This window comes from Neorhodopirellula pilleata (assembly GCF_007859915.1).
Classification (GTDB): domain Bacteria; phylum Planctomycetota; class Planctomycetia; order Pirellulales; family Pirellulaceae; genus Rhodopirellula; species Rhodopirellula pilleata.
Genome location: NZ_SJPM01000005.1, coordinates 56,510 through 78,835, shown reverse-complemented (window position 1 = coordinate 78,835; position 22,326 = coordinate 56,510). Strand labels below are relative to the sequence as shown.

The following is a 22,326-nucleotide window of genomic DNA, read 5'->3' as shown; positions in this document are numbered from 1 at the left end:
GAATTCTGTCATTTCCTACCCTCGACGAAAACGCTCTCAGGTGATCGTTCATAAAGGTCCAATTCACCAGGGGCGTCTATCTGAGTCTCGCCATCTGGCATCACTTTGCAAGAAGTGAAGTTGTGCTGTTCTAAGAGCTTGGCCAACGACATTCCGTCGTACATCCATTTATGTGCACTTGGATCGCCAACAAGTGCAAATCGAACTCGCCCGCGAAATGAAGTTGCCTGCGACCAGAACTCACCGAGCAAAGTGTCACGCATGAATTCGTCAGCATCACCAGAAGCAAGGTAGTCTTTTGTCTTGCGCATGAGGTCCGGAACTGCAATTCGCACGATTCCGTTCGGCTTCAGAACGCGATGTGTTTCCTGCAAGAAGCTCGGTACGTCTGCAGGGTTTATGTGCTCCAACATGTGTGATGAGTAAACAACATCGCACGAATTGTCGGCGAAAGGCAAGCGTTCGGTGACGTTCGCGTATTGGATGTTCTCATTCTTAATGAAGTTGATGTACTCGAGATTCTTCGTTCGCAAGAGTCCGAACATTCGAAGAACTCTCGTGCTGAAAGGTCGCTTGGCCAACTTCACCGACGGTGAGCCGTCATAATTACTCCAACCAGGAGTGGGTGAGGCCCCGCATCCAAGATTCACACGCACTTTCAGCTCACTTCCGGAAAGTTGATTAGTTGATCGCAAAATTCACTTGCACGACGCGATCGCGTTGGCGACCTGCAATATCTCCGCTTCCGTCAGCTCAGCGTACATAGGGATCGACAAGATGGTGTTGGCGTGTTGGGTTGCGACAGGGTAATCTGCGGACGTACCGCCCAGATACTGATACGCGTCATACAACGGCAAGGGACGTGGATAGTTGATGACAGTGGGAATCCCCTGTTCACTCAATCGTGATCTCAAGCCATCACGATCATCAACACGGATCACGTAAAGGTGGAACACGTGCTCGCATGCTTCGCGAATTTGAGGAACAGTGACTGCGGCAACGTTGCTCAGTCGTTGGGAATAAACTGCTGCGTGCTGCTGACGTAATCTCGTCCAACCTTCGATGTACTTGATCTTCACGTTCAAGATCGCTGCCTGCATCCCATCCAGCCGACTATTGATCCCTTCCATCAAGTGGTTGTTCTTGCCACCGTGCCGCGCGAACAGAGCACTGAACTCTGCGATGTCATCGCGGTTGGTGATCAAGGCACCCGCGTCACCCATGGCTCCCAAATTCTTCCCTGGATAAAAGCTAAACGTCGCTGCGTCACCCATGGTTCCCACCTTGCGACCTTTGTAGGTAGCCAGATGGGCCTGAGCACAGTCTTCAATCACCCACAGATTGTGTTTCTTGGCAATGGCCAAAATCGCGTCCATGTCTGCGGATTGACCATACAAATGAACAGGGATAATGCCCTTGGTCTTATCGGTGATCTTGCTTTCGATTTGGGCCGGATCGATTGTGAAGTAGTCTGGTTCCGTATCACAGAAAACCACTTTCCCACCGGCTTGCGTTATCGTTTCACTGGTGCTGATCCACGAATGAGCCGTCGTGATCACTTCGTCGCCAGTCTCCAACCCGAGAGCCTTCATGGCGATGTAGATCGCGTCGGTACCATTGGCACACGAAACACAATGTTTCGTGTCCATTAGTTGCGCAAAGTTCTCTTCAAAAGCTTCCACTGAGGGCCCACGAACGAATGACGAATGCTTGATCGTATCGGCGATCGCCGTGTCGATCTCGTCCTTGATGGATAGGTATTGAGCGTATAGGTCGACGAATTGCATTATGGTTCTTGGTTCTTGGTTCTTGGTTCTTCGTTCTTCGTTCTCTAGCCTATTGTTTCTCTCATCTTCCTCGCTGGATTGCCGGCGTAGATGCCAGGTTCAGTGATATCTTTCGTGACCACTGAGCCAGCTCCGACGACGACGTTGTCACAGATGGTGACTGGCAGGATCGTCGCTCCCGTCCCGATGGAGACATGGTTGCCGATCTTGGTCGATTTCCACTTGCTTTGGTCACCACCGGCCGGGCCTCCATCGGAAAAAAGATCGTTGACGAACATTGCTCCGTGACTGACGAAACAATCGTCACCAATGGTAACCAGTTCACAAATGAAGGCATGTGATTGGACTCGCGTGCGCGCGCCAATCGAAACCTTGCTTTGGATTTCGACGAACGGACCAATGAACGATTCGTCGCCAATCTCACAACCATACAGGTTGGCGGGTTGGATGACGGTTACGTCTTTGCCGAACTTGACATCACGGATGCCAATTTGTTTAAGTCTTGGTTCCACTGGTTGCCTTTATATATTTTCTCAATGATTTCGACGGTCTTCAGCCCCTCGTAACCGTTGGTCGCGATCACGCCTCCCTTGGTCAAGACCTCCACCACATTGGCGTAGACCTCGTCGTGATTCGACATGGAACCAACGTAGTGACCGTACTGATTGGCTGGTTTGCCCTCACCGAGTCCGGTGATTTCATAGTCCTCGATGTTCTGGTACTCCATTTCGTTCAGATACTGCCCACCAATCTTCACGGTTCCCTTTTCAGCAAAGATCGTCAGCGAGCCTTCCATATTTTTGCCGTAGCTATTGATGGTGTAGTTCACCGTGCCCAAAGCTCCACTGCGAAATCGCAAGACCGCGGCTCCGCAGTCCTCGAACTCGACCGTTTCTTGGTGGCAAAAGTTGTCGCTGAATGCGGCTGCGTCTTCCACGTCACCCGCCATCCAATACATCAAGTCAATGAAGTGGCTGAATTGGGTATACAGAGTGCCGCCATCCAGTCCCAGCGAACCCTTCCAAGGGTCGTTAGTGTAGTAGGCTGGATTTCGATTCCAAAAACAGTTCAAGCCGATGCTGTATAGTTTACCCAGCCGTCCCTCGTCCAAGGCCTGCTTGACGGCAGCGACTGGTGGATTGAATCGATTCTGCTTTACCACAAACAATCGACGATTAGCACGTTCTGCAGCTTGGATCATTCGACCACAATCGTACGAGGTGATTGCCATCGGTTTTTCGCACAGCACGTGGCATCCAGCTTGCAGAGCGGCAATCGTATGCTCCGCATGAAGACCGTTGGGACTGCAAACCGAGACCACGTCGATCTCGTCCGCCATCACCAACATTTCTTCCAGGCTGCTGAAAGCTTTAGCCGAATGTGGTTCGGCCATCGCCTGAGCGCGTTCCAAAACGGCATCTGCGGTGGCAACCAGCGTCCCATTGTTGCCAATGTGCTCGGCATGTCGGCCTGCGATTCGGCCGCAACCGACAACGGCGAATTGTAAAGGGTCTTGTTGTTCTTGTCTCATGGTTCTTGGTTCTAGCTGCGAGTGTTTATCGTTTTGTTTGCAAGCCTATCAAAGAGTTGTTCTTGCAGGACTTTTTCGTCGGGAAAGTTGACCAGGACCGCGCGGTGGACTCCGTGAAAGACGAACATGCTACCCGCCGCCACCGCCGCCGCTCCACCGTCTTGCACGGCGGCGGCAAAGTCACTGACTTGGCCAGCACCCCCACAGGCGATTACGGGCACTGAAACGCTGCTGGTGACTGACGCAATCAGCTCGATGTCATAGCCGGCTTGTGTACCGTCGCGGTCCACCGAATTCAATAGTACTTCGCCTGCGCCCGAATCAACTGCCTGTCGTACCAAGTCGGCGGGTTTCCGCTTGTGCTTGACTCGGCCACCATGAGTCACACAGTGGTAACCACCTAGCAAACTGCGTTTGGCGTCGATGGAAGCCACGATGCTCTGCGAACCAAATTGGTCCGCTGCCTTAGTAATAAGATCCGAGTTTGTGAGAACAGAGGTATTGAAGACAATTTTTTCAACACCCGATTGAAACAGTCGTTTAATTTGATCCAGGCTGCGGATTCCACCGCCATAGGCCATTGGCATGAACGCCTCACTGGCGATCTCCGCGATCCGATCAAACTGCGGCTCCATACCCTCGTGTGATGCCGAAATGTCCAAAACCGCAATCTCGTCCACTTGCTTCTCGTTGAAAATTTTAACGGTGTTAATTGGATCACCAACGTAGACCGGCTGTTTGAACTTGGTCGTCTTGACTAGTCCATCACCCTTCAAGAGCAGGCACGGAATCACGCGAATTCGTTCAGGTCGGGACAAGACAGTTATCAGTTATCAGTGGGCATTAGAGAGTTAATCTTGCTGTTGGCTGTGAGCTGACGACTGCCAACTCTTCAAGAGCGCCATCCCAAACTTGTGGCTCTTCTCTGGATGGAATTGGACGCCGGAAATATTTTCATGCTCTACGCCCACCGCAAACGAATATCCGTGGGTGGCAGTGAAAATGACATCATGCTTGTTGTAACAATCGAGGTGGAAGGAATGCACGAAGTAAAAACGCGAATCAATTTCTAAGTTCTGTGACAACGATGAATCACGGGTAGCATCGACATACCGCCACCCCATGTTCGGCACTCGCTCGGTTGGTGAAAGCCGGGAGCGATCAAACGCGATGGTGCGACCTTTGATCCAGCCCAAGCCTGGTAATCGGCCTTCATCGCTACCCTCCGTAAGGAGCTGCACGCCCAGGCAAATTCCCAGGATCGGCTTTTTGTCTTGAAGTACCATTTCGTTTAGCGAGTCGATTAATCCCGATGACGTCAAGTTGGCCATGCCGGAATCGAATGCCCCAACACCTGGCAGAATTAACTTGTCCGCCCTTGCCAACACGTTGGCCTCGGACGAAATCACGGACTCTATTTCCAACCGCTTCAACATGTTGCGAATGGAAGCCAGGTTCCCCAATCCATAGTCAATGATTCCGATCACTCTTTTTCTACGTAACTACTTGAAACTAGAAGCTAGCCTGTAGAATCTTCGCCGCAATATGTTCCCCGATTTGAAGGGACGCGGTAGCCGCCGGGCTAGGTGCATTCAAGACGTGTGCGATACCGTTATCGAACTGAATCTTAAAATCGTCAACAAGACTGCCATCCGCAGCCACGGCTTGCGCCCTTACACCGGCACGGCAAGGAGAAACGTATTCGCGGCGAATATCTGGAATCAACTTCTGGAGCGCTTTCACAAAGGCGGCTTTCGATGCCGACCGCCACATCTCCCCCGCCCCCATCTTCCAATGTTTCAACGCTAACTTTTGAAAACCACGATAGGCGAGTGATTCTGCCAGCTCGTCCATTCGGATGGTCTTCCAATTGTATCCTTCTCGCGCCAGAGCCAGCACTGCGTTGGGGCCGCACTCCACACTGTTGTCGATCATCCGGGTGAAGTGTACACCAAGGAACGGGAAGCTGGGATCGGGAACAGGGTAGATCAAGTGTCGACAAAGATGACGAAACTCGTTCCGCAGCTCGTAATACTCGCCACGGAACGGCACGATTCGGTGTTCGGGTTTTCCGCCCGCCAGCCGAACGACATGGTCGCTGTAGAGCCCAGCACAATTGACGACGTAGTTGGCGGTGACTTCGTCTTTCTCGCTTCTGATTCTCGTTTGCTGTGCCTGGCGATCGATCGCAGTGACTTCAAAGTTGAACCTGACATCATGGCCCGATTCACGCAGCAGTTTCACCAGTTTGCGGCAAACGGCCGGGTAATCCACGATTCCAGCCTCGGGCACGTGGATCGCGGCTACTCCTTTGACGTGCGGCTCAATTTCCTTCAGTTGGGGAACGTCAATCTGTTGGCATGTCACACCGTTTTCCGTGCCACGTTTCAGGATGTTCTCCAAGCGTCCCAACTCATCATCGGAGGTGGCGACGATCACTTTTCCACATAGTTCAAAGGGAACATCGTGTTGCTGACAAAAGTCTTGCATGGCCAACTTACCCGCACGACAAGTCGTCGCTTTCAACGAGCCTGGCTTGTAATACACCCCGGTATGCAACACGCCCGAATTACGTCCCGACTGATGCAAAGCAGTGTCGGCTTCTTTCTCCAACACAGTCAAACGCGCGTCGGGGTTGAGCAGGCTGAGCGCACGTGCCGTCGCCAATCCCACGATCCCGCCACCGATAATACAGATTTCAGACATGTTTAACGTTCTTTGTTCATCGTTCTTAGTGCTTCGTTGTGCATGCTTGCACCGCAAGCACGAAGCACTAAGCACGAAGCACGAAGAACTACGAACTACGAACTACGAACTAAGAACTAAGAACTAAGAACTACGAACTAAGAACTACGAACTACGAACTAAGAACTAAGAACTAAGAACTAAGAACCCTTCTAACCAAACTGATCGGCCATCGAAGTGGTTTCAGAATGGGATAGGTTTCTAGGAGCGGACGTTCGGTAGGGAAGTCGTAATGAGACTTTGGTTGCTGCTTCATGATGTTCACAAATTCAGCTTCAGTCAGGCCCAGCTTCTTCAATGCGAACTCACGGTCAATACGCTCTTGCGCGGGATCGTAGATGGGCTGGGCCAACTCGGCCAATGCATCTTCTTTTGTGATTTGGCCGGCAAAAATCAGGTCGGACAGGTGGGCCTTGCGTTTGTCGATCCCGAACTTTGTGGGCAGGATGTGGCCTTGGTAAAAGCGTGTGAAGATGGACTCATAGTGTTTGCCGCCGTAGTCACGCCAACCGAGTTCGTCGATGATCCGCTGCTTGACTTCCGCTTTGTTATAGGGCACGTAATTAAGGATCGACAATGCCTGCAACCCTTTGTGCATTTGCAACACTTTCTTGACCTTCCAATCCATCAGTGGATACGTCTTCATGGGGCGTGTGCCGAAACGCTTGTGGATGGCCTTGATGTTGACGTGGTCCGTCTTGTGGTGAATCCAGTGTGGAGGCAGAGTGGTTTCGGTCATCACGTTAGTGCCACTTAGGATGTGGCGAATGTCATGCTTGCCAGCTTGCCGATAGAGCGTGGCAAAAATGGCGTGATCGGTGACCAGTTCAATGTCGACAACGGATGCTTTGATGAACGCAAGTTGGACATCGCGAAACTCTTCCCAATCTACCACATAAGTGAACAGGTCGAAGTCAAGTTTGCTAACAATGCTGTGAATGTTCTCGACGGCCAGTTCCGAGTTCCAGCCGTTGTCAAAGTGGACGCAGAGTGTGCGTAGTCCATGTTGCTTGGCCAGCCAGGCGACGTAAGTGCTGTCGACACCACCGCTGACACCGACAATGCAGTCGTAATCGCGTCCTTTGCCGTCGCCCTTGATCTGTTGGATTTGCCTTTCTAGTTCAGCCTCTCGGGTCTCGGGAGAAGGCAGGTGCTTGGCGGCTGTATCCAGGTATTCCTGATAGTAATGGCAAAAACCATCATCATCGAAACGCATATTTGGATCATCACGGGTGTCAAGCACGCAAATGGTACATTGCCGAAAATCGGTCTGCGCTGAAATCGCGGCAGTTGGAACAGTAGTAGAGATACTTGTTCTAGGCATGCGTCGGTAACTGCTTTTTCTGAAACACTCTTTGATAAACCTCTTCAATGCTTGCAGAGAAGGCCTTCTTTCCAAATCGATCTATGACCGATTCTCGAATGACAACGGAATCGAATCGATCTAATTCAGAGTGGATTTGGTTCAATGCTTTGGCAAGTGCGGTGACATCGTTGACGGGCACAAGGATTCCAGCCTGATCGGTTACGACTGATTGTGGCCCACCACATTGCGTCGCGATGACAGGTTTTCCACGAGATAAAGCTTCGATAAGGACAACACCAAAAGTCTCAAATTGGCTGGGGAGCACCAAGCAGTGGCAAGAGTCCAATTCTGAAATCACTAGGTCGCGTGAGATTCGTCCGAGCAACGTGACTTGCTGGTTCAAACCAAACTCTTGAATCAGACGTTTCAGGTTCTCTTGTTCGGGGCCGTCACCTGCAATGGCCAGAATTGCATCCGTCGATTTGTGGAACGCTTTAGCGAACGCCGAGATTAAATTGGCGTGTCCTTTTAGGGGAATCAAGTCGCCAATTGCTAGAAACTTGATTGGTGGAGGACTTGGTTGATTTACCGCAAGCGAAATGGATTCAATCTGTGGGTCGATCACATTTGGTAGGTATTCAGCGATGTCGGCTACGTCCCCGAGTTTTGCTTTCATCGTGCTCTTCAGGGTTGGGCTGACGACCAACATTGCATCGGCATCTCGGATACTGTTAGATAATGCCGGATACAAACTGGGGGGAATGAGTCCCCGATGCAGGTACGAGCTATGTTCCGTGATCACGTAAGGAATGCCATGCTTGACTTTGATTTCTCTGGCAAGCAGACCCGCCGCGTCACAATTGTGTGCGTGTACCAGATCGGGCAGCCCGTATTGCTGCCGGTATCTCTCGAACGCGATCAAGCCGGCTTTGATCCATCCCACATGGTTCCTGGCCGGATGCGGAGGCCAATAATAGAATCCATCTATTCGAATCACTGGTAAACCATCGATCATGTCTTCGCGAACGAATCGTTGGAGTTGGAACATTTTGTTCCAAAACAAGCGGATCAGGTTTGGTAGAGAAGAATCTTCCACTCGCGAATGCTGTCGTCCGAACGCTCTCAAAACAATTGCTTTGACTAGCATTGGAATCGAATATTGTTGAGCGATTGAGATTACGCCAACTTGATAGCCCAGTTCACGAAGGATTCTCGCTTGGTGCAGTTGGAACATGCCTGCTAGGTGCGAATCCGGCGGTTGAAACTGCTCTGAAGGCAAAACTAGAATGTGTTTGGATTCATGATCGTCACCTTTTCCGTTCATTGCCATTGCACTCGCTTCGCCATCGTTTATGCTTTGTGGCAAACCATGATTTCCGTTGATGGTCCACGGGTCTTGCAGCGGATCAAGCAACGCTCGATTGGCATTAAAACGTTGCCTACCAGTTTTCCCCATTCTTCGCCGCGTGAGGCCAGGCGATAAGTCAACGAAAAAGCTTTCCGAAGTGGGCGACTGTCGGAGCGGACGGGATCATTCATTAGCACAAACATCGGCAAGCGGCGTACAATTTGGAGGCCGTTTTTCTCCAGTTCGTTCACGATTGTCTGTTCGGTTCGCCCAGACTGGTGCGTGATTCTTGTTTCCGATTTCAAGAAGTTGTCTGAATAGAAGAAGTAGCCACCGCTCTTGATCAAGGAAGCGATGTTCGCGATTGCTGCATTGTATTTTTGATCGTCAACGATGTGGAACAATACATCAAAGCAGGAGACCGCATCGTAAGTACCAATTCCCTCTGGTAAAGTGGCGCTGATGTCCATCTGCCGAAACTTCGCTGCTGGAAACTGAGCTTGCAGGTTTTCGACTGCGGTTGACGTGAGATCGCTTCCATTTAACGCTTCTGCTCCATGTTCGAGCCATTGCTGAATGTAGAAACCGGTGCCGGACCCTACATCAAGAACGGATGGTTTTTCGAGCCCTTTCAAGTTCTTGGTTGCGAGACGGAATGCGAACCTCCTGATGGAATAAAGACATTTGTTGTAGCTGTTTGGAAGTCCTATATCGCCGACGCCGCGCAAGTTGAAGTTTTCAGTAAGCCGGGACTCCCAATAGTCTTTCGCATCGAACGCGTTTTCCATGACGTCGCTCTCTTCAGTGTGGCACATTGAATTTACTCGGCGTTCCTAGTCAGTGGTCGTGTCATCTTCACCATCTTCCGTGCAAGCATTGCGTTTTTAATTCGGCCTCTAATCAGTTCGCGTATGAATTGCTTGTTGTAACTGGAGCGTAATTGATCACCCACGGCGCGTTTTTCAGACGTGGTAAGCGGGCAGTCGTTCGCCATTATCGCGTTGACCACGATTTCAAGATGCATAGCGGCTTTCTTAAACGCGTCATCGTAAAGTGATTCTTTCTGTTCATGCTGGCGATCCCAGACCAAGTCGCGCGGCATGCGGACGACATCGTATTGTCGCGCAATCATCAGCCACAGCTCGTGATCACCAATTTGTCGCTTTCCAGTAAAGCCACCTACCGCATCAAACGCATCTCGCCGAATGATTGCGGAACCCGGAGCTCGACCGAATAAATCGATCTCCATAAAGTTCTTGAGATACCCGCTCCGTGGCGTCTCCACGGATGGAAATGGGGCATTTACGTCGCTGAAGGCGCACAATCCCAGGCCCGCATTTGGGTACTTCTGCATGCAACGTACCATGACGTCCAGGCAGTGCGGGTACATGATGTCATCAGAGTCGAGATACTTCAGGTACGTCCCCGCTGCATAGGAGGCGGCTTGATTTCGATTTGGATAGTCGCCCAGGTTCTTTTCGTTTTGGTAGACACGGACGCGCTGATCCCTCGTTTGGTAAGCTTTGGCGATTTCGTAGGTGTCATCCGTCGATCGGTCGTCGACGATGATGTACTCGAAGTCTTCAAACGTCGACGCCAACACGCTCTCGATCGCCTCGCTGATGAAATCAGCGCGGTTGTAGCTAGTCGTTAGAACCGAGACGAGGGGCATGAGGAAAAGTTGGAGAGTTCTTGGTTCTTCGTTCTTTGTTTCGATTCAAACGTCAAGTACTAAGAACTTTTCACTTTGAATTGTTTGCCGGTAAACTCTTGGTGCAGGTTTTCGACGTGGTCGCTGCCAGCGCTGAGTGCGGTGTGGAAGCGGCGGAACGCGCTCCGCAGAGCAAGCCGATTGCTTAAGTTGTGTTTCATCCATCGCATCCGCTGACCGATGCTCAAGCCGCGCTCCTTCAACAATGTCTTGGTTGCGGTTAGGAGAGGAAGCCAAAGTGGCGGCGGCGTGGGTTCTACGCCAAACATTCGATATCGAAGGTAGTACATCGTAATCGCTCGTTTAAAGGTCACGTCCGCGTCCTCCAAGTGATAGTGATAGACGCGCGCCGTGGGGCAAAACTTCAATGCATATCCCGCCCGATAGGCCTCCTGGGCCCACTGAACGTCTTCTCCGTAAGTGATTTCACGAAACGGAATCTGGTTGCGAAGTACTTCGCCACGGTACATCGCCACCACGTCATCCCAGCCCGTTGCTTGATGTTTTTGCTCAGGTGGCAATTCGTCGTATTGGCCAGCGGGATAGTGGTAGGTCGTGATGGTGGGTTCACTGTAGGGGCGAAACCACTCGGTGGGATTCTTGTCGACGTCGTGCGGTACAACTTGCAATCCGCATACGCCCGCAACCGCGTCGTCATCGAAGCACGCCGAAAGACGCTCCAGCACTTGATCGTCGAATGGTCGCGCGTCGCCGACCGTCATCATTACCAGACCACCGGTGGTTTCCGCGACTGCCACGTTGCGTGTGGTACCGTGATTGAATTGGGAACCATCGATCTCGATCACACGCACTTGAGGAAACTCGGCCACGATCGACAACGTGTCATCGGTCGAACCCGAGTCGATCACGATGATCTCGTGGACGGGTAGGGTTTGCCCCAGCCAACCGGCAATGCATTGGCGGATATGGCGGCCTTCATTCTTCACGGGAATGACAATGGAGATGAGCATGGGGATTTCAGTTGTCAGTTGTCCGGAGTCCGGAGGAGCAGTAGGCGAGCGTTTCTAGTTTCTAGTTTCTTCGAGAGCAAAGCGGGCGAGGGCGTTGTTCAATTCGTTGGCGGTGCCAATGTCGATGTAGCTACCATCGATGGGAACAGCCTTGACGGCGCGGCCCAGTTCCAACGCTCGTTCGAAGACATCGCCCAGGACGATCTCTTTGGGGTGGTCTTGGTTTTCGATTAGGTAACTGTTAATCAAGTCGGTGAATTCGACGGACCAACAGCAGCAGCCCCACATGTGAGTCAACTCGCTTTGCGTCGGCTTGTCGATCGTCGAGAGTACGTTGTGCGATTCATCGAACTCGACCATGCCGAACTTTTGTGGCGTGTTGGTAGGAAACAATCCCAGTGACAATTCCGCTGCGGACGCTTGATGCTGATCCAGAACTTGTTTCAGGGCATTGCCTGGTTGAATGATGGTGTCGGGCATGCCAAACACGACAGTGGCATCACCAATCCAAGGCTTGGCCAAATTGATTGCCGTTGGCATGCCGTTTAAACGCTCTTGGTATAGGTATCCGATCTCGCAACCAAACCGATTGCCGTCACCATAGAACTCCATGATGTCGCTCTTGCTCTCGCCCAGGATGAACAGCACACGTTCGACCCCAGCTTCCAACATGGCTTCCAATATGTATTGGCTGATCACCTTGGGACGCTTCTCAACTCTGTCGCCAACTTTGAAGTCTTGGAATCCAACGGGGAACAATTCTTTGGGACATGGAAATGGAGCTAAACGAGTCCCCTTCCCTGCCGCAGGGATGATGCCAACAAGATTTTTCATTTGAGCTGCGAGAAACGAGTAGCGAGATGCTAGAGGAAATTAGGAAAGTGAAAGAACGAAGCGAAAAACGTTAACTCACAGCTAAGGGTGTCCAGCTCATGATGTCCAACCAATCGGCTATCCGATCAGCGATGTAGCTAAAGGAACGCTTGGTGCCGATTGAACGTGCGGGCAATGCGGGACTGAATTCAAGCAATGGAACGTATTCACGCGTGTGGTCAGTACCTGGCGCAGTGGGATCGCATCCATGATCAGCGGTGATGATTAACAGGTCGTCCTCGGTCATAGCGGATAAGATTGCGGGCAATGCGGCATCGATCTCTTCCAACGCTTTCCCATAGCCGGCGGGGTCGTTGCGGTGCCCATAGAGGGCATCGGTATCGACCAGATTTGTAAAGATGAACTGGCTCGTAGGGTGAGACTCGCACGCCTGATTAGTTCGCAGACTATCAAGAGGCAATCGTCCGGCAATCGCATCTGTCGTCAGCTTTAGTCCGTCGGTATTCCCGGATGTATGCACAGCATGTGATATCCCACTTGAAAGAAAGATGTCCACAATTTTGCCAATTCCCAGCACGGCTCCGCCGTTGTCGAGGAGATGGTTCATGATCATCGGCTTGTGGGGCGGGACGGCGTAGTCATGACGGTCTCCACTTCGTCTTTGCAATTGCCCGTTGACTTCGTGGTAGGGACGAGCGATCACGCGACTAACGTTGAACGCTTCATCTTGATCCAACAGATCCCGTGCTTGCTGACACCACTGGTATAGTTTCTCGAGCGGGACCACATCGGTGTTGCATGCGATCTGAAAAACGCTGTCCGCGCTCGTGTAGACAATTGGGTGCCCTGTACGCACGTGGGATTCATTATACTGTTCGACAATGGCTGTTCCGGACGCGGGGCAGTTACCAAAGAAACCTCCACAGCCACTGATATCGACAAACTTGTCCATGAAGTCATCGGGAAAGCCATTGGGAAAGACATCAAATGGCTTATCCAGAATCAAGCCCGCGATCTCCCAGTGGCCGGTTGTGGTGTCCTTGCCTTGCGAGACCTCCATCATGCGCCCGAAGCTTGCGATGGGATTGGGATACGGGGGGACGCAGTCGACGGACTCGATGTTACCAAGACCCAGTGACAGGAGATTCGGAATCTTCAGTTCACCGGCGTGTCGGTACACGTTTCCGAAGGTGTTGCACTGCATCGAATCTCCGTATTGCGGCGCGTCGGGCAGTGCTCCGATTCCTAAAGCGTCAATCACAATCACGATGGCGCGTTTCATGCTGTCAAAGCTTCCTGGTTCGCTTGCAAATGCTTCGACTCATCTCCAACACGGACTCTTCCCAATAGGGATCGGCAAGTAAAATTCTGGGATGCTGATCGCAGCCAGCTCTTTATGCCCGGCAAGCGGTACAAGCGATATTCGTATACCTGTCGTACACGCTTCAAGGTCGCGTACTCGGTATCATTGATGACTTTATGTGTGCGCGCGAAGTCAGTGATTTTACTGCTCAGGTCAAAGTGTCTTGCGCTGGCGTTACCATTGGAGATTTCAGCAACCATGTATCGGGCCCAAGGCCGCAGGTCCGATTTCCCGCTCCGCTCGAGCAATTCGATGGCATCGGTCACCACTTGAATGCGGCTCTCTTGTTTGGCTCGATTGTAAAAGCTCGCGCGACTTAGACTGGCGTGATTGCAGCGGTTGTGTAGATCTGGTGGTAAGTCGAAAAACTTTTCGTAGCGATAGCCTTGAATGTAGGCTCGGAAATAGAGGTCGATGTCTTGCCAAAGAGCCAAAGACTCACTCCACATTCCGATTCGGCGAAACGCTTCTGTCGTCCAGATGCTACCGGTGCCTTGGCAGATGGCGTCTTGACGGAACTGTCTTTCCAGCAGGTCTTCCCCGGTGTCAATGTTCCACCACAGGCCTAGATCGTTCGGTTCATCTTCGAACATCAGCGAGGGGAAGATGGCGAAATCCAGCTCAGGATGTTGCTCCATTTTGTCGACACGTTGCTGCAGGCAAAACGGTTCGATGATGTCGTCCGTGTCCAGCGAGATCACATACTTGGCTTCCGTTTGGGCGGCACCGATGTTGCGGCATGTGCAGGCGCCCTTGGGCTCGCGGTTGCGACGTGAAACCCGGACCCGAGGTTCGTCAACGCACATCGCAACCATGGCATCGTAGTTCTCTGGATCAGAGCCATCATCGACTAGCCAACACTCCCAATCTTCCAGCGTCTGCGCTTGCATGGACGCCAATGTCGTCGGGAACAAGTCCTGGCGATTGAAGTTGGGCGTTAAGAATGCGACGGTGGTCACCGGATCTCGAAATGATTTGGACGAGGTCTTCGCCTAAGGCCCAGCAGGTCTCGTGTTTTTTCCCAGATTGGGCGCGCTGGCAATAGCCAACGATGCTCGTAAAATAATGAGCCCTCAGTTTCGTAATCACGATGCGGACGAGGAGGAGTTGCCATGATTGTGTCAAATTCGGCGTCAGTGAAACCGAGTTTCTTTAGAACATATTCACGTTCAACTCGAAGCTCACTCGGAGAGTAAACAGGCTTTGCTAGGATCTCCAATGCCCCTTCACGCGTTAGCTCGCCAGTTCCGATCAACGTTGATAAGTGTGCCTTGCGTTTGTCGATTCCGAATTTGCGAGGGAGAACGAAACCCTGATAAAACTTTGTGAATGTGGATTCTCCATGCTTAACCCCATAGTCTCGCCAATTCAGCTCACCTGAAATCACAGAGACAGCTTCCTCTCGCGAGTATTCAATCAAGTCCAGGATTTCTAAGAGTTCAACTCCTCTCTTAGCAACACTCTTCTTCATCCTGCAGTCAAACAAGGGGTATGTCTTTAGTGGTTGCGTTCCAAATTTCCTGTGAATGTCTAGCAGGTTTATGTGATCGCATTTCTGGTAGTGCCAACCATTCGGCATGAAGCCTTCCGTTGCGATGTTATTACCTCCGAGCACGTATCGAACATTATGGCGGACGGCAGTTTGGAATAGCGTTCCATAAATGCCATGGTCGGTTGGTACTTCGATGTCGACCACTGATGCACGAAAATACGCACGTTGAAGATCCCGAAACTCAGGCCAGTCGACGACAAATGTCATCAAATCAATCTTCAGCTTCGAAGTCAGGCTTTGTATGTTCTGAACCGCTAGTTCTGAATTCCATCCATTGTCAAAATGTACCGCGATCGGACGCAAGCCCAGTTGATTGATCTTCCATGCAAGATAGGTGCTGTCGACTCCACCAGATATTCCGATCACGCAGTCGTATCTTGAGTCACGACCAGCTTCTTTGACCATGCGAATCGCTTCTTCGAGTTTAGCCTCCCGTGACTCCCGTGTCTTGAGGTGTCTTCCCCAGCGTTCCGCAAAACCGATGCACGTGCTGCATACGCCAGCCTCGTCAACTTGAAAATCTGGAATATCTTCATCGGTTAGTACGCAACGCGTGCATTGCGTTGTTGCAACACGGTCTTCTGAAAAAGTGGTCGCGGTACTCATCTTCATATCCAGAGACTTGAAAGTCTGTAGTCAGGGAAGTCTTCCTTGCGAATGAAACCGTGATACTCATTCTCCGCTCTGTGCTGCAAACAGGATTCAGGATCAAGCTTCCTGATTTGCACTGCGGGTGAACCAGCAAGAACACAATATCCATCTGGATAAGACTTTGTTACTACTGCATTTGCGCCAACAATCGTGAAATCACCCAATGTCACACCTGGTAAGATGATGCATCCCATGCCCAACCAGCAATATTTCCCAATCGAAACGCCTTTCGGTTCGGTGTGGGCGCGGAGATCATGAACATTATGGTTAGCACCAATGATTCCAACATTGGCGGCAACCTGGGTGTAGTCTCCGATCACAATTGGGCCGATACCTTGGATGTAGCAGCCAGGTTCGTACCCGGGCGCACAGTCAACTCCAACGTGTATATTGCGAGGTTCGTTGATTCGGCTTGCAAAGTGCACCGGCCAGTAGACGTCGCCGTTAATTCGCAGGATGCGCTGAGCAATCCAATGCTTAAAACGACAGGGATTCTGGGAACAAGCGGTATTTCTGATTGCGTGAAAACATGGCAGTCTCAAAAGAGCCTGGTACATTAGGCTAGTGCCGCCAACAATCACTTTCCTTTTCACCCAACCGGCTCCGCGCTTCCAAATTGACTTTGGCTGCCGATGCTCTGCAAGTTTACTGCGGGGAATCATTCTTCTTGGTGATTTCCCAGTCGAGGATAGGGTGGACAACCCCGGAGGGCGCCGGAGCACGCGTTTGACCCAACTGGTTGATCGCGAGTTCGCCAACTTGAAACACGACACTGTTTCCAGAAAGAATATCTCGTTGACAGGCGACGTCAAAGTCGACAAATGCAACGTATACACCCCTATTTAGCAGAAAAGGGGGGATTATGCAGGTGCTGTAATAGCATCCTGGCTTTCGAGGAACATTAGGATACTTCGACATCAAATCACTTGATGAAAATACCTCCGTCCCGTCGCCAGTCGTGATAAGTAACGCAACCCTCAAGTTGTGAATAGGTTGGAGAACGGTGTAGGAAATTCGAATCTGAATTTCACTATCTGTTGAAAGAGCTGACTCAAGTAGCCCACGCTCATCCAGTATTGCGATTTCGTGAAGTTCAATTTCAGCGGATAGGGCCACATTGTCTCCACCCCATGTGCGAATTCGGTCCGCCACTACCTGACCCTGCAAATAGGCACTAACAACATCGGTAGAATTATCGATTTTGGCGATTCGACCTTTTTCCATCAGCACGGATTTAGGGCAAAGTTGTTTTACGGTCGCCATGTTGTGGCTAACAAACAGTATGGTCCGGCCAGAGTTCTTGCTGACGTCTTCCATCTTACCAATGCAGCGTGACTGGAAGTCGGCATCACCGACCGCCAACACTTCATCGACAATCAGAATCTCGGGTTCTAAGTGAGCGGCCACGGCGAACGCCAAGCGAACATACATGCCCGATGAGTATCGCTTGACGGGAGTGTCGATGTACTTGTTGCAACCAGAGAAGTCGACGATGTCATCAAATTGCTTTTTGATCTCTGGTCGCGTCATTCCCAAAATTGCGCCGTTGAGAAAGATGTTCTCGCGGCCGGTCAATTCGGGATGAAAACCGGTGCCAACCTCCAACAGGCTAGCCATTCGACCGTTGGCAACGATGCGCCCCGTTGTGGGCGCCGTGACGCGTGACAAGAGTTTCAGCAACGTGGACTTGCCCGCACCATTGCGTCCGATGATCCCCAGGATCTGCCCCTGTTCGATTTCCAAATTGATGTCTTGCAAGGCCCAGACGTATTCGCCGCCAGCCTGCTCTCGATCGTTCTCTTGCCCCACCTTTGAAAACGGATCCGTTTTGCCACGTACCCTGGCCCATAGCCGATTCAAGTCATGCGCAAGCGTTCCCGTTCCGACTTGCCCAAGTCGGTACATTTTGGAAACGTTTTCGATGGTGATCGCTGCGCTCATGAATGGAGTTGGCAGTTGGCAGTTGGCAGGAGACAGTAGGGCATTTTTTCAGGCGAAGCGTTTGCAGTTTATTGTCGATCGCGAATGGAGCGGATGAGGCCTTGGATCATCGCGGAGAGTTGTTTGGATTCTTCGATCCATTTCTTTGCGATGTCTTGGGGAATGAAATTGGTTTTCTGGCCAACGATCGTTTGTGTTCGCAATTCACCGCAGGACGCTCGTGCATGGTCGAGGAACTTGCATTGGTCGGCTGTTGTGGATCGTTCCATGCCTTCCGCAATATTCGAGGGAATCGATAGTCCTGAGCGAGTGATCTGATCCTTGAAGCCGAAGTCTCGACAGGAAGCAAGTTGCAAATACGCCTGCGAACTCAATTACACCGCCCGCTGCCACACCGTCAGTTCTTCAAATCCAGCCATCAATTGATCCAGATCATATTGTTTCTGCCAACTGAAAACTGTTCTCTGCCAACTCCGTCGTTAAACCGTATCCATGAACGTCTTTTCGACGCGATTGAAGATCACCGTGCCGACCAGCAGGATCGTGGTGGCGAAGCCGGTGGAGTAAGCCAAGTGAAGGGGGCTGTATTGGCCCACGCCCAAGAAGGCATGACGGAACGTTTCCAGGATCGGCGTCAGTGGGTTTGCGTTGATGATCCACTGGTACTTTTCGGGCAACGTTGATGCCGGGTAAATCACTGGTGTGCCATACATTGCCAACTGAATCGCGAACTGCAGTAGAAATCGCAGATCGCGATACTTCGTGGTCATCGAGCTGATGATCATCCCTGCGCCCAAACCGATCATTGCCATGAGTAGAACTAACAATGGAAACAAGAACACCGTGGTGTTCATCTGAATCTTCTCGCCGACGAGCTTGTAGTAAAACAACACGGCAATGAACAGAATGAACTGGACCGCGAACTTTAGCAGTCCTGACGCAACGATTGACAGGGGGACAATGATTCGCGGAAAGTAGACTTTACCGAACACATTTGCATTGGCAGTGAATGTCTCCGACGTCTTCGTTAACGACTCAGAGAAATAAGACCAGCAAGTTATTCCCGCCAAATAAAACAGAATACCCGGCAAGCCGTCAGTAGAAATGCCCGCAATGTTTTTGAATACCAAGGTGAAAACCAAGGTCGTCATGATCGGCTGTATCAGAAACCAGATCGGCCCCAGTATGGTCTGCTTATAAAGCGAAACAAAGTCGCGATAGACCAACAGCAACAGAAGGTCCCGATACCGCCAAATGTCTCTGAGGTTGAGACTAAACCAACCAGACGGTGGTTCAATCGTAATGACTGTGGCAGGCAAGTTTTTACCAGATTGCATAAATTTGGTATGTTACTGACAAGTTGATTCGAAATTCGCAGACTGCTTGATTACTAAATTCAACCAATCTCGCATCGTCCGCTACTAGCTTTTCAACTTCATCTGCACGAAGTAACAAATCCATATCTCACGAGTAGTACGAACTGGACTGTGTTGAGTCGTCCATAGACTCTTTAAACCCGGGCGTCTCTAGCTACTCCGATCGCGACGCGATCGGCGGGAACTTCGCCTGCTTGGGTGGCACATAACACGCCATTTTCTGACCTGCCAGTGGTCGCTTTTTCCGGGTCAGCGATAGAGGTTTGCCTTTTCAGGCAGAAGACGCTAAGCCGAGGTGGGGTGTTCTCATCGAATTCAGTGATTCGGCGAGCGCTGGGGAGTTAGGGCGAGGGGGTTTTTAAAGCTGCGAGAGGCTCTTTTAAGTAGCGAGTGGCTTTTTTTAATTGGCGAGCTGCGAGTGGCGAGAGGCTTTTTTAAGTGGCGAGTTGCGAGAGGCGAGAAGCGAGAAAGAAGTTATAAGCTGAACTCGTTTCTCGCTGCTCGCCGCTTTTGCCGACTCGCCGCTCGTTTCTCGTCTCTCGCTACTCCGATCGCAAAGCGATCGAAGGGCTTGCCGCGTGTCAGCCGTCTGGGTCATCGATCAGTTGTTGCAGTCGATCGGCGAGTTCGGAGGGAAAGCGACTGGGCCAAGTTTCGTCGATCAGTTCGACGTCAAGCATGTCAATTAGGTGCATTTGATCTTTTCTTCGAAATGAATTGAGCTTCATTCGCACCAATGCTTCGAGCGAAAGTGTGTTGTGGGATTGCAGGATGATTGTTTCGTTGAGTTCAGGGGAACTGACCAGGTCGTCCTGCCGGACTTTCTCGCCGGCGAACAACACATAAACGGCATCGCGGGCTTTGGCGTCGGGGCCGTCCAGGAACATATCGATGCTTTTAACGTGCCGATACACGAAACCCACCGCTTCCATCGCTCGGGTGGCCGCCGGGAAATCTTCGCGACGAAGTAAAATGTCAACGTCTCGAGTCGTCCGCACGGCCGCTTCATCGGCTTGAGCAACCCACGCGCGAACGGCGTTGCCGCCGATAATGGCATACGGAATTCCAGCCGCTTCCAAGGTTTTCGCTGTCTTTTCAAGTCGCTCTTGAATCTTGTCCACCGCTCGGTTCATCCTTTCCCAAAGCGCGTCACCGGTTAATTTGAATTCAATTGACATGGCGTGGCTCGCTTCGCGGGAGTTGCTAGTGGCCGCTTCGCGGGTGCTTGGTACTTAGTGCTTTGTTCCGATTGAAAATTGGGGTTGGCATATCGTGGCACGGCGGTCTCCGCCGTATTTAACGGTGGGGACCACCGTGCCACGATGGTAGGCACCCTAGAATCGAATTGGACCAAAGCACTATTGATTGGTCGCGAGTTCAACGAGTGGCTTTTTTTAGCTGCGAGTGGCGAGTTGCGTTTCTAAGTGGCGAGTTGCGTTTCTAAGTGGCGAGTTGCGAGAGGCGAGTGGCGAGAAGCGAGTGGCGAGTGGCGAGTGGCGAGATAGAAATCATCTTCCGGACTCGCTGCTCGTCGCTCGCTACTCGCCACTTTTGCAGACTCGCTGCTCGTTTCTCGCAGCTCGCCGCTTCTGTTGATCTTCGCTCTTGGGAGGGAGCGGAGTTTACGATTAAGTTTACGTTTACGTTTACGTTTACGTTTATGTTTACGTTTATGTTTATGTTTAAGTTGGCTGTTGGCTAAAAGCTAATCGCTAACGGCTAATTGCTCGCCGATCGCGACGCGGTCGGCGCGGACTTCGTCTACTTGGGTGACACATCACACCCCATTATTTTGAACCGGCTTGCGGTTCCTTTGCCGAGTCAATCGTAATAGTCTGCCCTACCGCCCAGGAAACGCTACCCCGATCTTGGGTGATTCGTTCGGATTGTGGGAATGGGTGAGGATTTTATCGCTGCGCTTAGTTGCGAGTAGCTTTTTTAAGTTGCGAGTAGCGAGAGGCGAGTGGCTTTTTTAAGTTGCGAGTAGCGAGAAGCGAGTGGCTTTTTTAAGTTGCGAGTAGCGAGAAGCGAGTGGCGAGATGTAAACCTTGAACCGGACTCGCGACTCGCCGCTCGCTACTCGTCGCTCCAATCGCAACACGATTGGCTCTCGCTTCTCGCCGCTCGCAACTCACCGCTCCGATCGCGTAGCGATCGGCGAGTCTCGGAGTTCTTGTAGCTTGCTTAAAATTTCTGGCTCTTCTTTCAGTTCGGCCAGGACTCGGAGTTCCTGATCAATTAAGGTCCAATCGAGTTGCGGGCCGCTTCTTACGATTACGCCGCGTATGTCCGTCCAGTCGTGTGGTCGGTTTGCAAAGGCTTTTAAGATAATGAGGTCACTTGGTCCACAAACCTGAAGGCCGATTTCGCGGAAATTCTCGAGCGTCGATCTCTGGATCAGATCCAACTCGAATGGAAATGCGGCTAGCGAGACGTCGACATCGACACCCCTGGACTCCTGACATAACAGTACACGGTTCTGAATCGCAAACTGTTCGACTTCGGCGATTCGGCCCGTTAGATGCCGCATCAGGGTATCAATTACTGGCCGCTCGTTTCCGAACTCGGTCCAGACGGTGGCGTGAACATCGTCGGTTTGGCGTGGTTGGCCCCAGCGGTGCACGGCCAATCCGCCGATGAAACAAAACTGAAGTCCGAGTTGAGTCCACTCGTGCTGGAGTCGCGACGCTGCGTCGATCAGGTCAGATAAATCCAGGTCCATGTTTCAGTGCGGGGATTGCTGAGGCTTCGTTCGACTTAGAAGCTGTCGACGCATGAACCAACGCTGCATGATCACCATCCCGTTTCTCTCGGGATAGCGTTCGAAAATGATGGACTCGGCTCGGCTGACTTGGCTCCTTGCGGCTCGTTTGCCGTCGAGCCGACGAAGTTCCTCGTCACGAATGGCTTGCAATCGGGGTGCCGCTTGTTTCCATTGCTGGACCCACTGGGAGGCAAAACTGGGAAGTTGCTCGTTGGACATTGAGTTGAACTTTTTCGAAGAGCCTATCTGAAAAGGCGGCTGACTTTTTTTTAGTAGCGAGAGGCGAGAGGCGAGAGGCGAGAGGCGAGTGGCGAGTGGCGAGTGGCGAGTGGTGAGTGGTGAGTGGGCTGTTGATTGAATCGTAATCCGACGCGTGACGGCGTGTTGATTGAGTGCACGTTTAGGCGTTTTCGTTTAACGGCAAGCCGTTCGATGAACCGATTTAA

Annotated in this window: 23 protein-coding genes; all 23 read right to left on the bottom strand. The window is 51.6% G+C overall.

The features are described from left to right. Positions 1–8 precede the first annotated feature (8 nt). The 23 genes from Pla100_RS13430 to Pla100_RS13320 all read right to left on the bottom strand — a co-directional run bounded on the left by Pla100_RS13430 (position 9) and on the right by Pla100_RS13320 (position 22,099). A complete protein-coding gene (locus Pla100_RS13430; RefSeq protein ID WP_146578227.1) occupies positions 9–545 on the bottom strand; it encodes a class I SAM-dependent methyltransferase in 537 nt (178 codons plus the stop codon). A 153-nt stretch (positions 546–698) separates the two neighbouring features. Next, entirely contained in the window at positions 699–1,787 is a 1,089-nt protein-coding gene (locus Pla100_RS13425) for a DegT/DnrJ/EryC1/StrS family aminotransferase (RefSeq protein WP_146578226.1), read from the bottom strand. Between the two features lie 44 nt (positions 1,788–1,831). Next, positions 1,832–2,299 carry an acyltransferase gene (locus Pla100_RS13420; RefSeq protein WP_146578225.1) on the bottom strand — a complete coding sequence of 156 codons (468 nt, stop codon included), beginning with the start codon at positions 2,297–2,299 and terminating at the stop codon, positions 1,832–1,834. Beyond that, positions 2,242–3,318, bottom strand: a complete 1,077-nt coding sequence (locus Pla100_RS13415) for a Gfo/Idh/MocA family protein (protein ID WP_146578224.1) — start codon at positions 3,316–3,318, stop codon at positions 2,242–2,244. The genes Pla100_RS13420 and Pla100_RS13415 overlap by 58 nt, the downstream gene beginning before the upstream one ends. An 11-nt stretch (positions 3,319–3,329) precedes the next feature. Next, positions 3,330–4,136, bottom strand: a complete 807-nt coding sequence (locus Pla100_RS13410) for an AglZ/HisF2 family acetamidino modification protein (protein WP_146578223.1) — start codon at positions 4,134–4,136, stop codon at positions 3,330–3,332. Positions 4,137–4,169: 33 nt separating this feature from the next. Continuing rightward, entirely contained in the window at positions 4,170–4,805 is a 636-nt protein-coding gene (gene hisH / locus Pla100_RS13405) for an imidazole glycerol phosphate synthase subunit HisH (protein WP_146578222.1), read from the bottom strand. 25 nt (positions 4,806–4,830) lie between these two features. Next, positions 4,831–6,024 (bottom strand): L-2-hydroxyglutarate oxidase, encoded by a 1,194-nt coding sequence (lhgO, locus tag Pla100_RS13400; protein ID WP_146578221.1) that lies wholly within the window; start codon positions 6,022–6,024, stop codon positions 4,831–4,833. 172 nt (positions 6,025–6,196) lie between these two features. Beyond that, positions 6,197–7,387 (bottom strand): N-acetyl sugar amidotransferase, encoded by a 1,191-nt coding sequence (locus Pla100_RS13395; protein ID WP_146578485.1) that lies wholly within the window; start codon positions 7,385–7,387, stop codon positions 6,197–6,199. Beyond that, on the bottom strand, positions 7,380–8,603 hold the full coding sequence (locus tag Pla100_RS13390; RefSeq protein WP_231603068.1) for a glycosyltransferase: 1,224 nt from the start codon (positions 8,601–8,603) through the stop codon (positions 7,380–7,382). Before Pla100_RS13390 ends, Pla100_RS13395 begins: the two co-directional genes overlap by 8 nt. Positions 8,604–8,719: 116 nt before the next feature. Further along, positions 8,720–9,505 (bottom strand): class I SAM-dependent methyltransferase, encoded by a 786-nt coding sequence (locus tag Pla100_RS13385; protein ID WP_197167910.1) that lies wholly within the window; start codon positions 9,503–9,505, stop codon positions 8,720–8,722. Positions 9,506–9,537: 32 nt separating this feature from the next. Continuing rightward, positions 9,538–10,389: a glycosyltransferase family 2 protein gene (locus Pla100_RS13380; RefSeq protein WP_146578218.1), complete on the bottom strand. Its 852-nt coding sequence runs from the start codon at positions 10,387–10,389 to the stop codon at positions 9,538–9,540. Positions 10,390–10,448: 59 nt separating this feature from the next. After that, positions 10,449–11,399 carry a glycosyltransferase family 2 protein gene (locus tag Pla100_RS13375; RefSeq protein ID WP_146578217.1) on the bottom strand — a complete coding sequence of 317 codons (951 nt, stop codon included), beginning with the start codon at positions 11,397–11,399 and terminating at the stop codon, positions 10,449–10,451. A 54-nt stretch (positions 11,400–11,453) separates the two neighbouring features. Continuing rightward, a complete protein-coding gene (locus tag Pla100_RS13370; RefSeq protein WP_146578216.1) occupies positions 11,454–12,233 on the bottom strand; it encodes a nucleotidyltransferase family protein in 780 nt (259 codons plus the stop codon). Positions 12,234–12,303: 70 nt separating this feature from the next. Beyond that, complete coding sequence (locus tag Pla100_RS13365; RefSeq protein ID WP_146578215.1) at positions 12,304–13,515, bottom strand: phosphopentomutase; 1,212 nt, start codon at positions 13,513–13,515, stop codon at positions 12,304–12,306. Then, a complete protein-coding gene (locus Pla100_RS13360; protein WP_146578214.1) occupies positions 13,512–14,555 on the bottom strand; it encodes a glycosyltransferase family A protein in 1,044 nt (347 codons plus the stop codon). The genes Pla100_RS13365 and Pla100_RS13360 overlap by 4 nt, the downstream gene beginning before the upstream one ends. Continuing rightward, positions 14,552–15,754, bottom strand: a complete 1,203-nt coding sequence (locus Pla100_RS13355) for an N-acetyl sugar amidotransferase (protein WP_197167909.1) — start codon at positions 15,752–15,754, stop codon at positions 14,552–14,554. The genes Pla100_RS13360 and Pla100_RS13355 overlap by 4 nt, the downstream gene beginning before the upstream one ends. 2 nt (positions 15,755–15,756) lie before the next feature. Further along, complete coding sequence (locus Pla100_RS31595) at positions 15,757–16,461, bottom strand: acyltransferase (RefSeq protein ID WP_146578212.1); 705 nt, start codon at positions 16,459–16,461, stop codon at positions 15,757–15,759. After that, positions 16,445–17,659, bottom strand: a complete 1,215-nt coding sequence (locus Pla100_RS13345) for an ABC transporter ATP-binding protein (RefSeq protein ID WP_231603027.1) — start codon at positions 17,657–17,659, stop codon at positions 16,445–16,447. The genes Pla100_RS31595 and Pla100_RS13345 overlap by 17 nt, the downstream gene beginning before the upstream one ends. Positions 17,660–17,808: 149 nt before the next feature. Next, a complete protein-coding gene (locus tag Pla100_RS13340) occupies positions 17,809–18,114 on the bottom strand; it encodes a four helix bundle protein (RefSeq protein ID WP_261344792.1) in 306 nt (101 codons plus the stop codon). A 105-nt stretch (positions 18,115–18,219) separates the two neighbouring features. Then, positions 18,220–19,077: an ABC transporter permease gene (locus Pla100_RS13335; protein WP_146578210.1), complete on the bottom strand. Its 858-nt coding sequence runs from the start codon at positions 19,075–19,077 to the stop codon at positions 18,220–18,222. A gap of 620 nt (positions 19,078–19,697) precedes the next feature. After that, positions 19,698–20,294 (bottom strand): nucleotidyltransferase family protein, encoded by a 597-nt coding sequence (locus tag Pla100_RS13330; RefSeq protein WP_146578209.1) that lies wholly within the window; start codon positions 20,292–20,294, stop codon positions 19,698–19,700. A 953-nt stretch (positions 20,295–21,247) separates the two neighbouring features. After that, positions 21,248–21,838: a hypothetical protein gene (locus Pla100_RS13325; protein ID WP_146578208.1), complete on the bottom strand. Its 591-nt coding sequence runs from the start codon at positions 21,836–21,838 to the stop codon at positions 21,248–21,250. A 3-nt stretch (positions 21,839–21,841) separates the two neighbouring features. After that, the gene (locus Pla100_RS13320; protein WP_146578207.1) at positions 21,842–22,099 is read right to left on the bottom strand and encodes a hypothetical protein; all 258 of its coding nucleotides are present in this window, start codon (positions 22,097–22,099) and stop codon (positions 21,842–21,844) included. Positions 22,100–22,326: the final 227 nt, after the last annotated feature.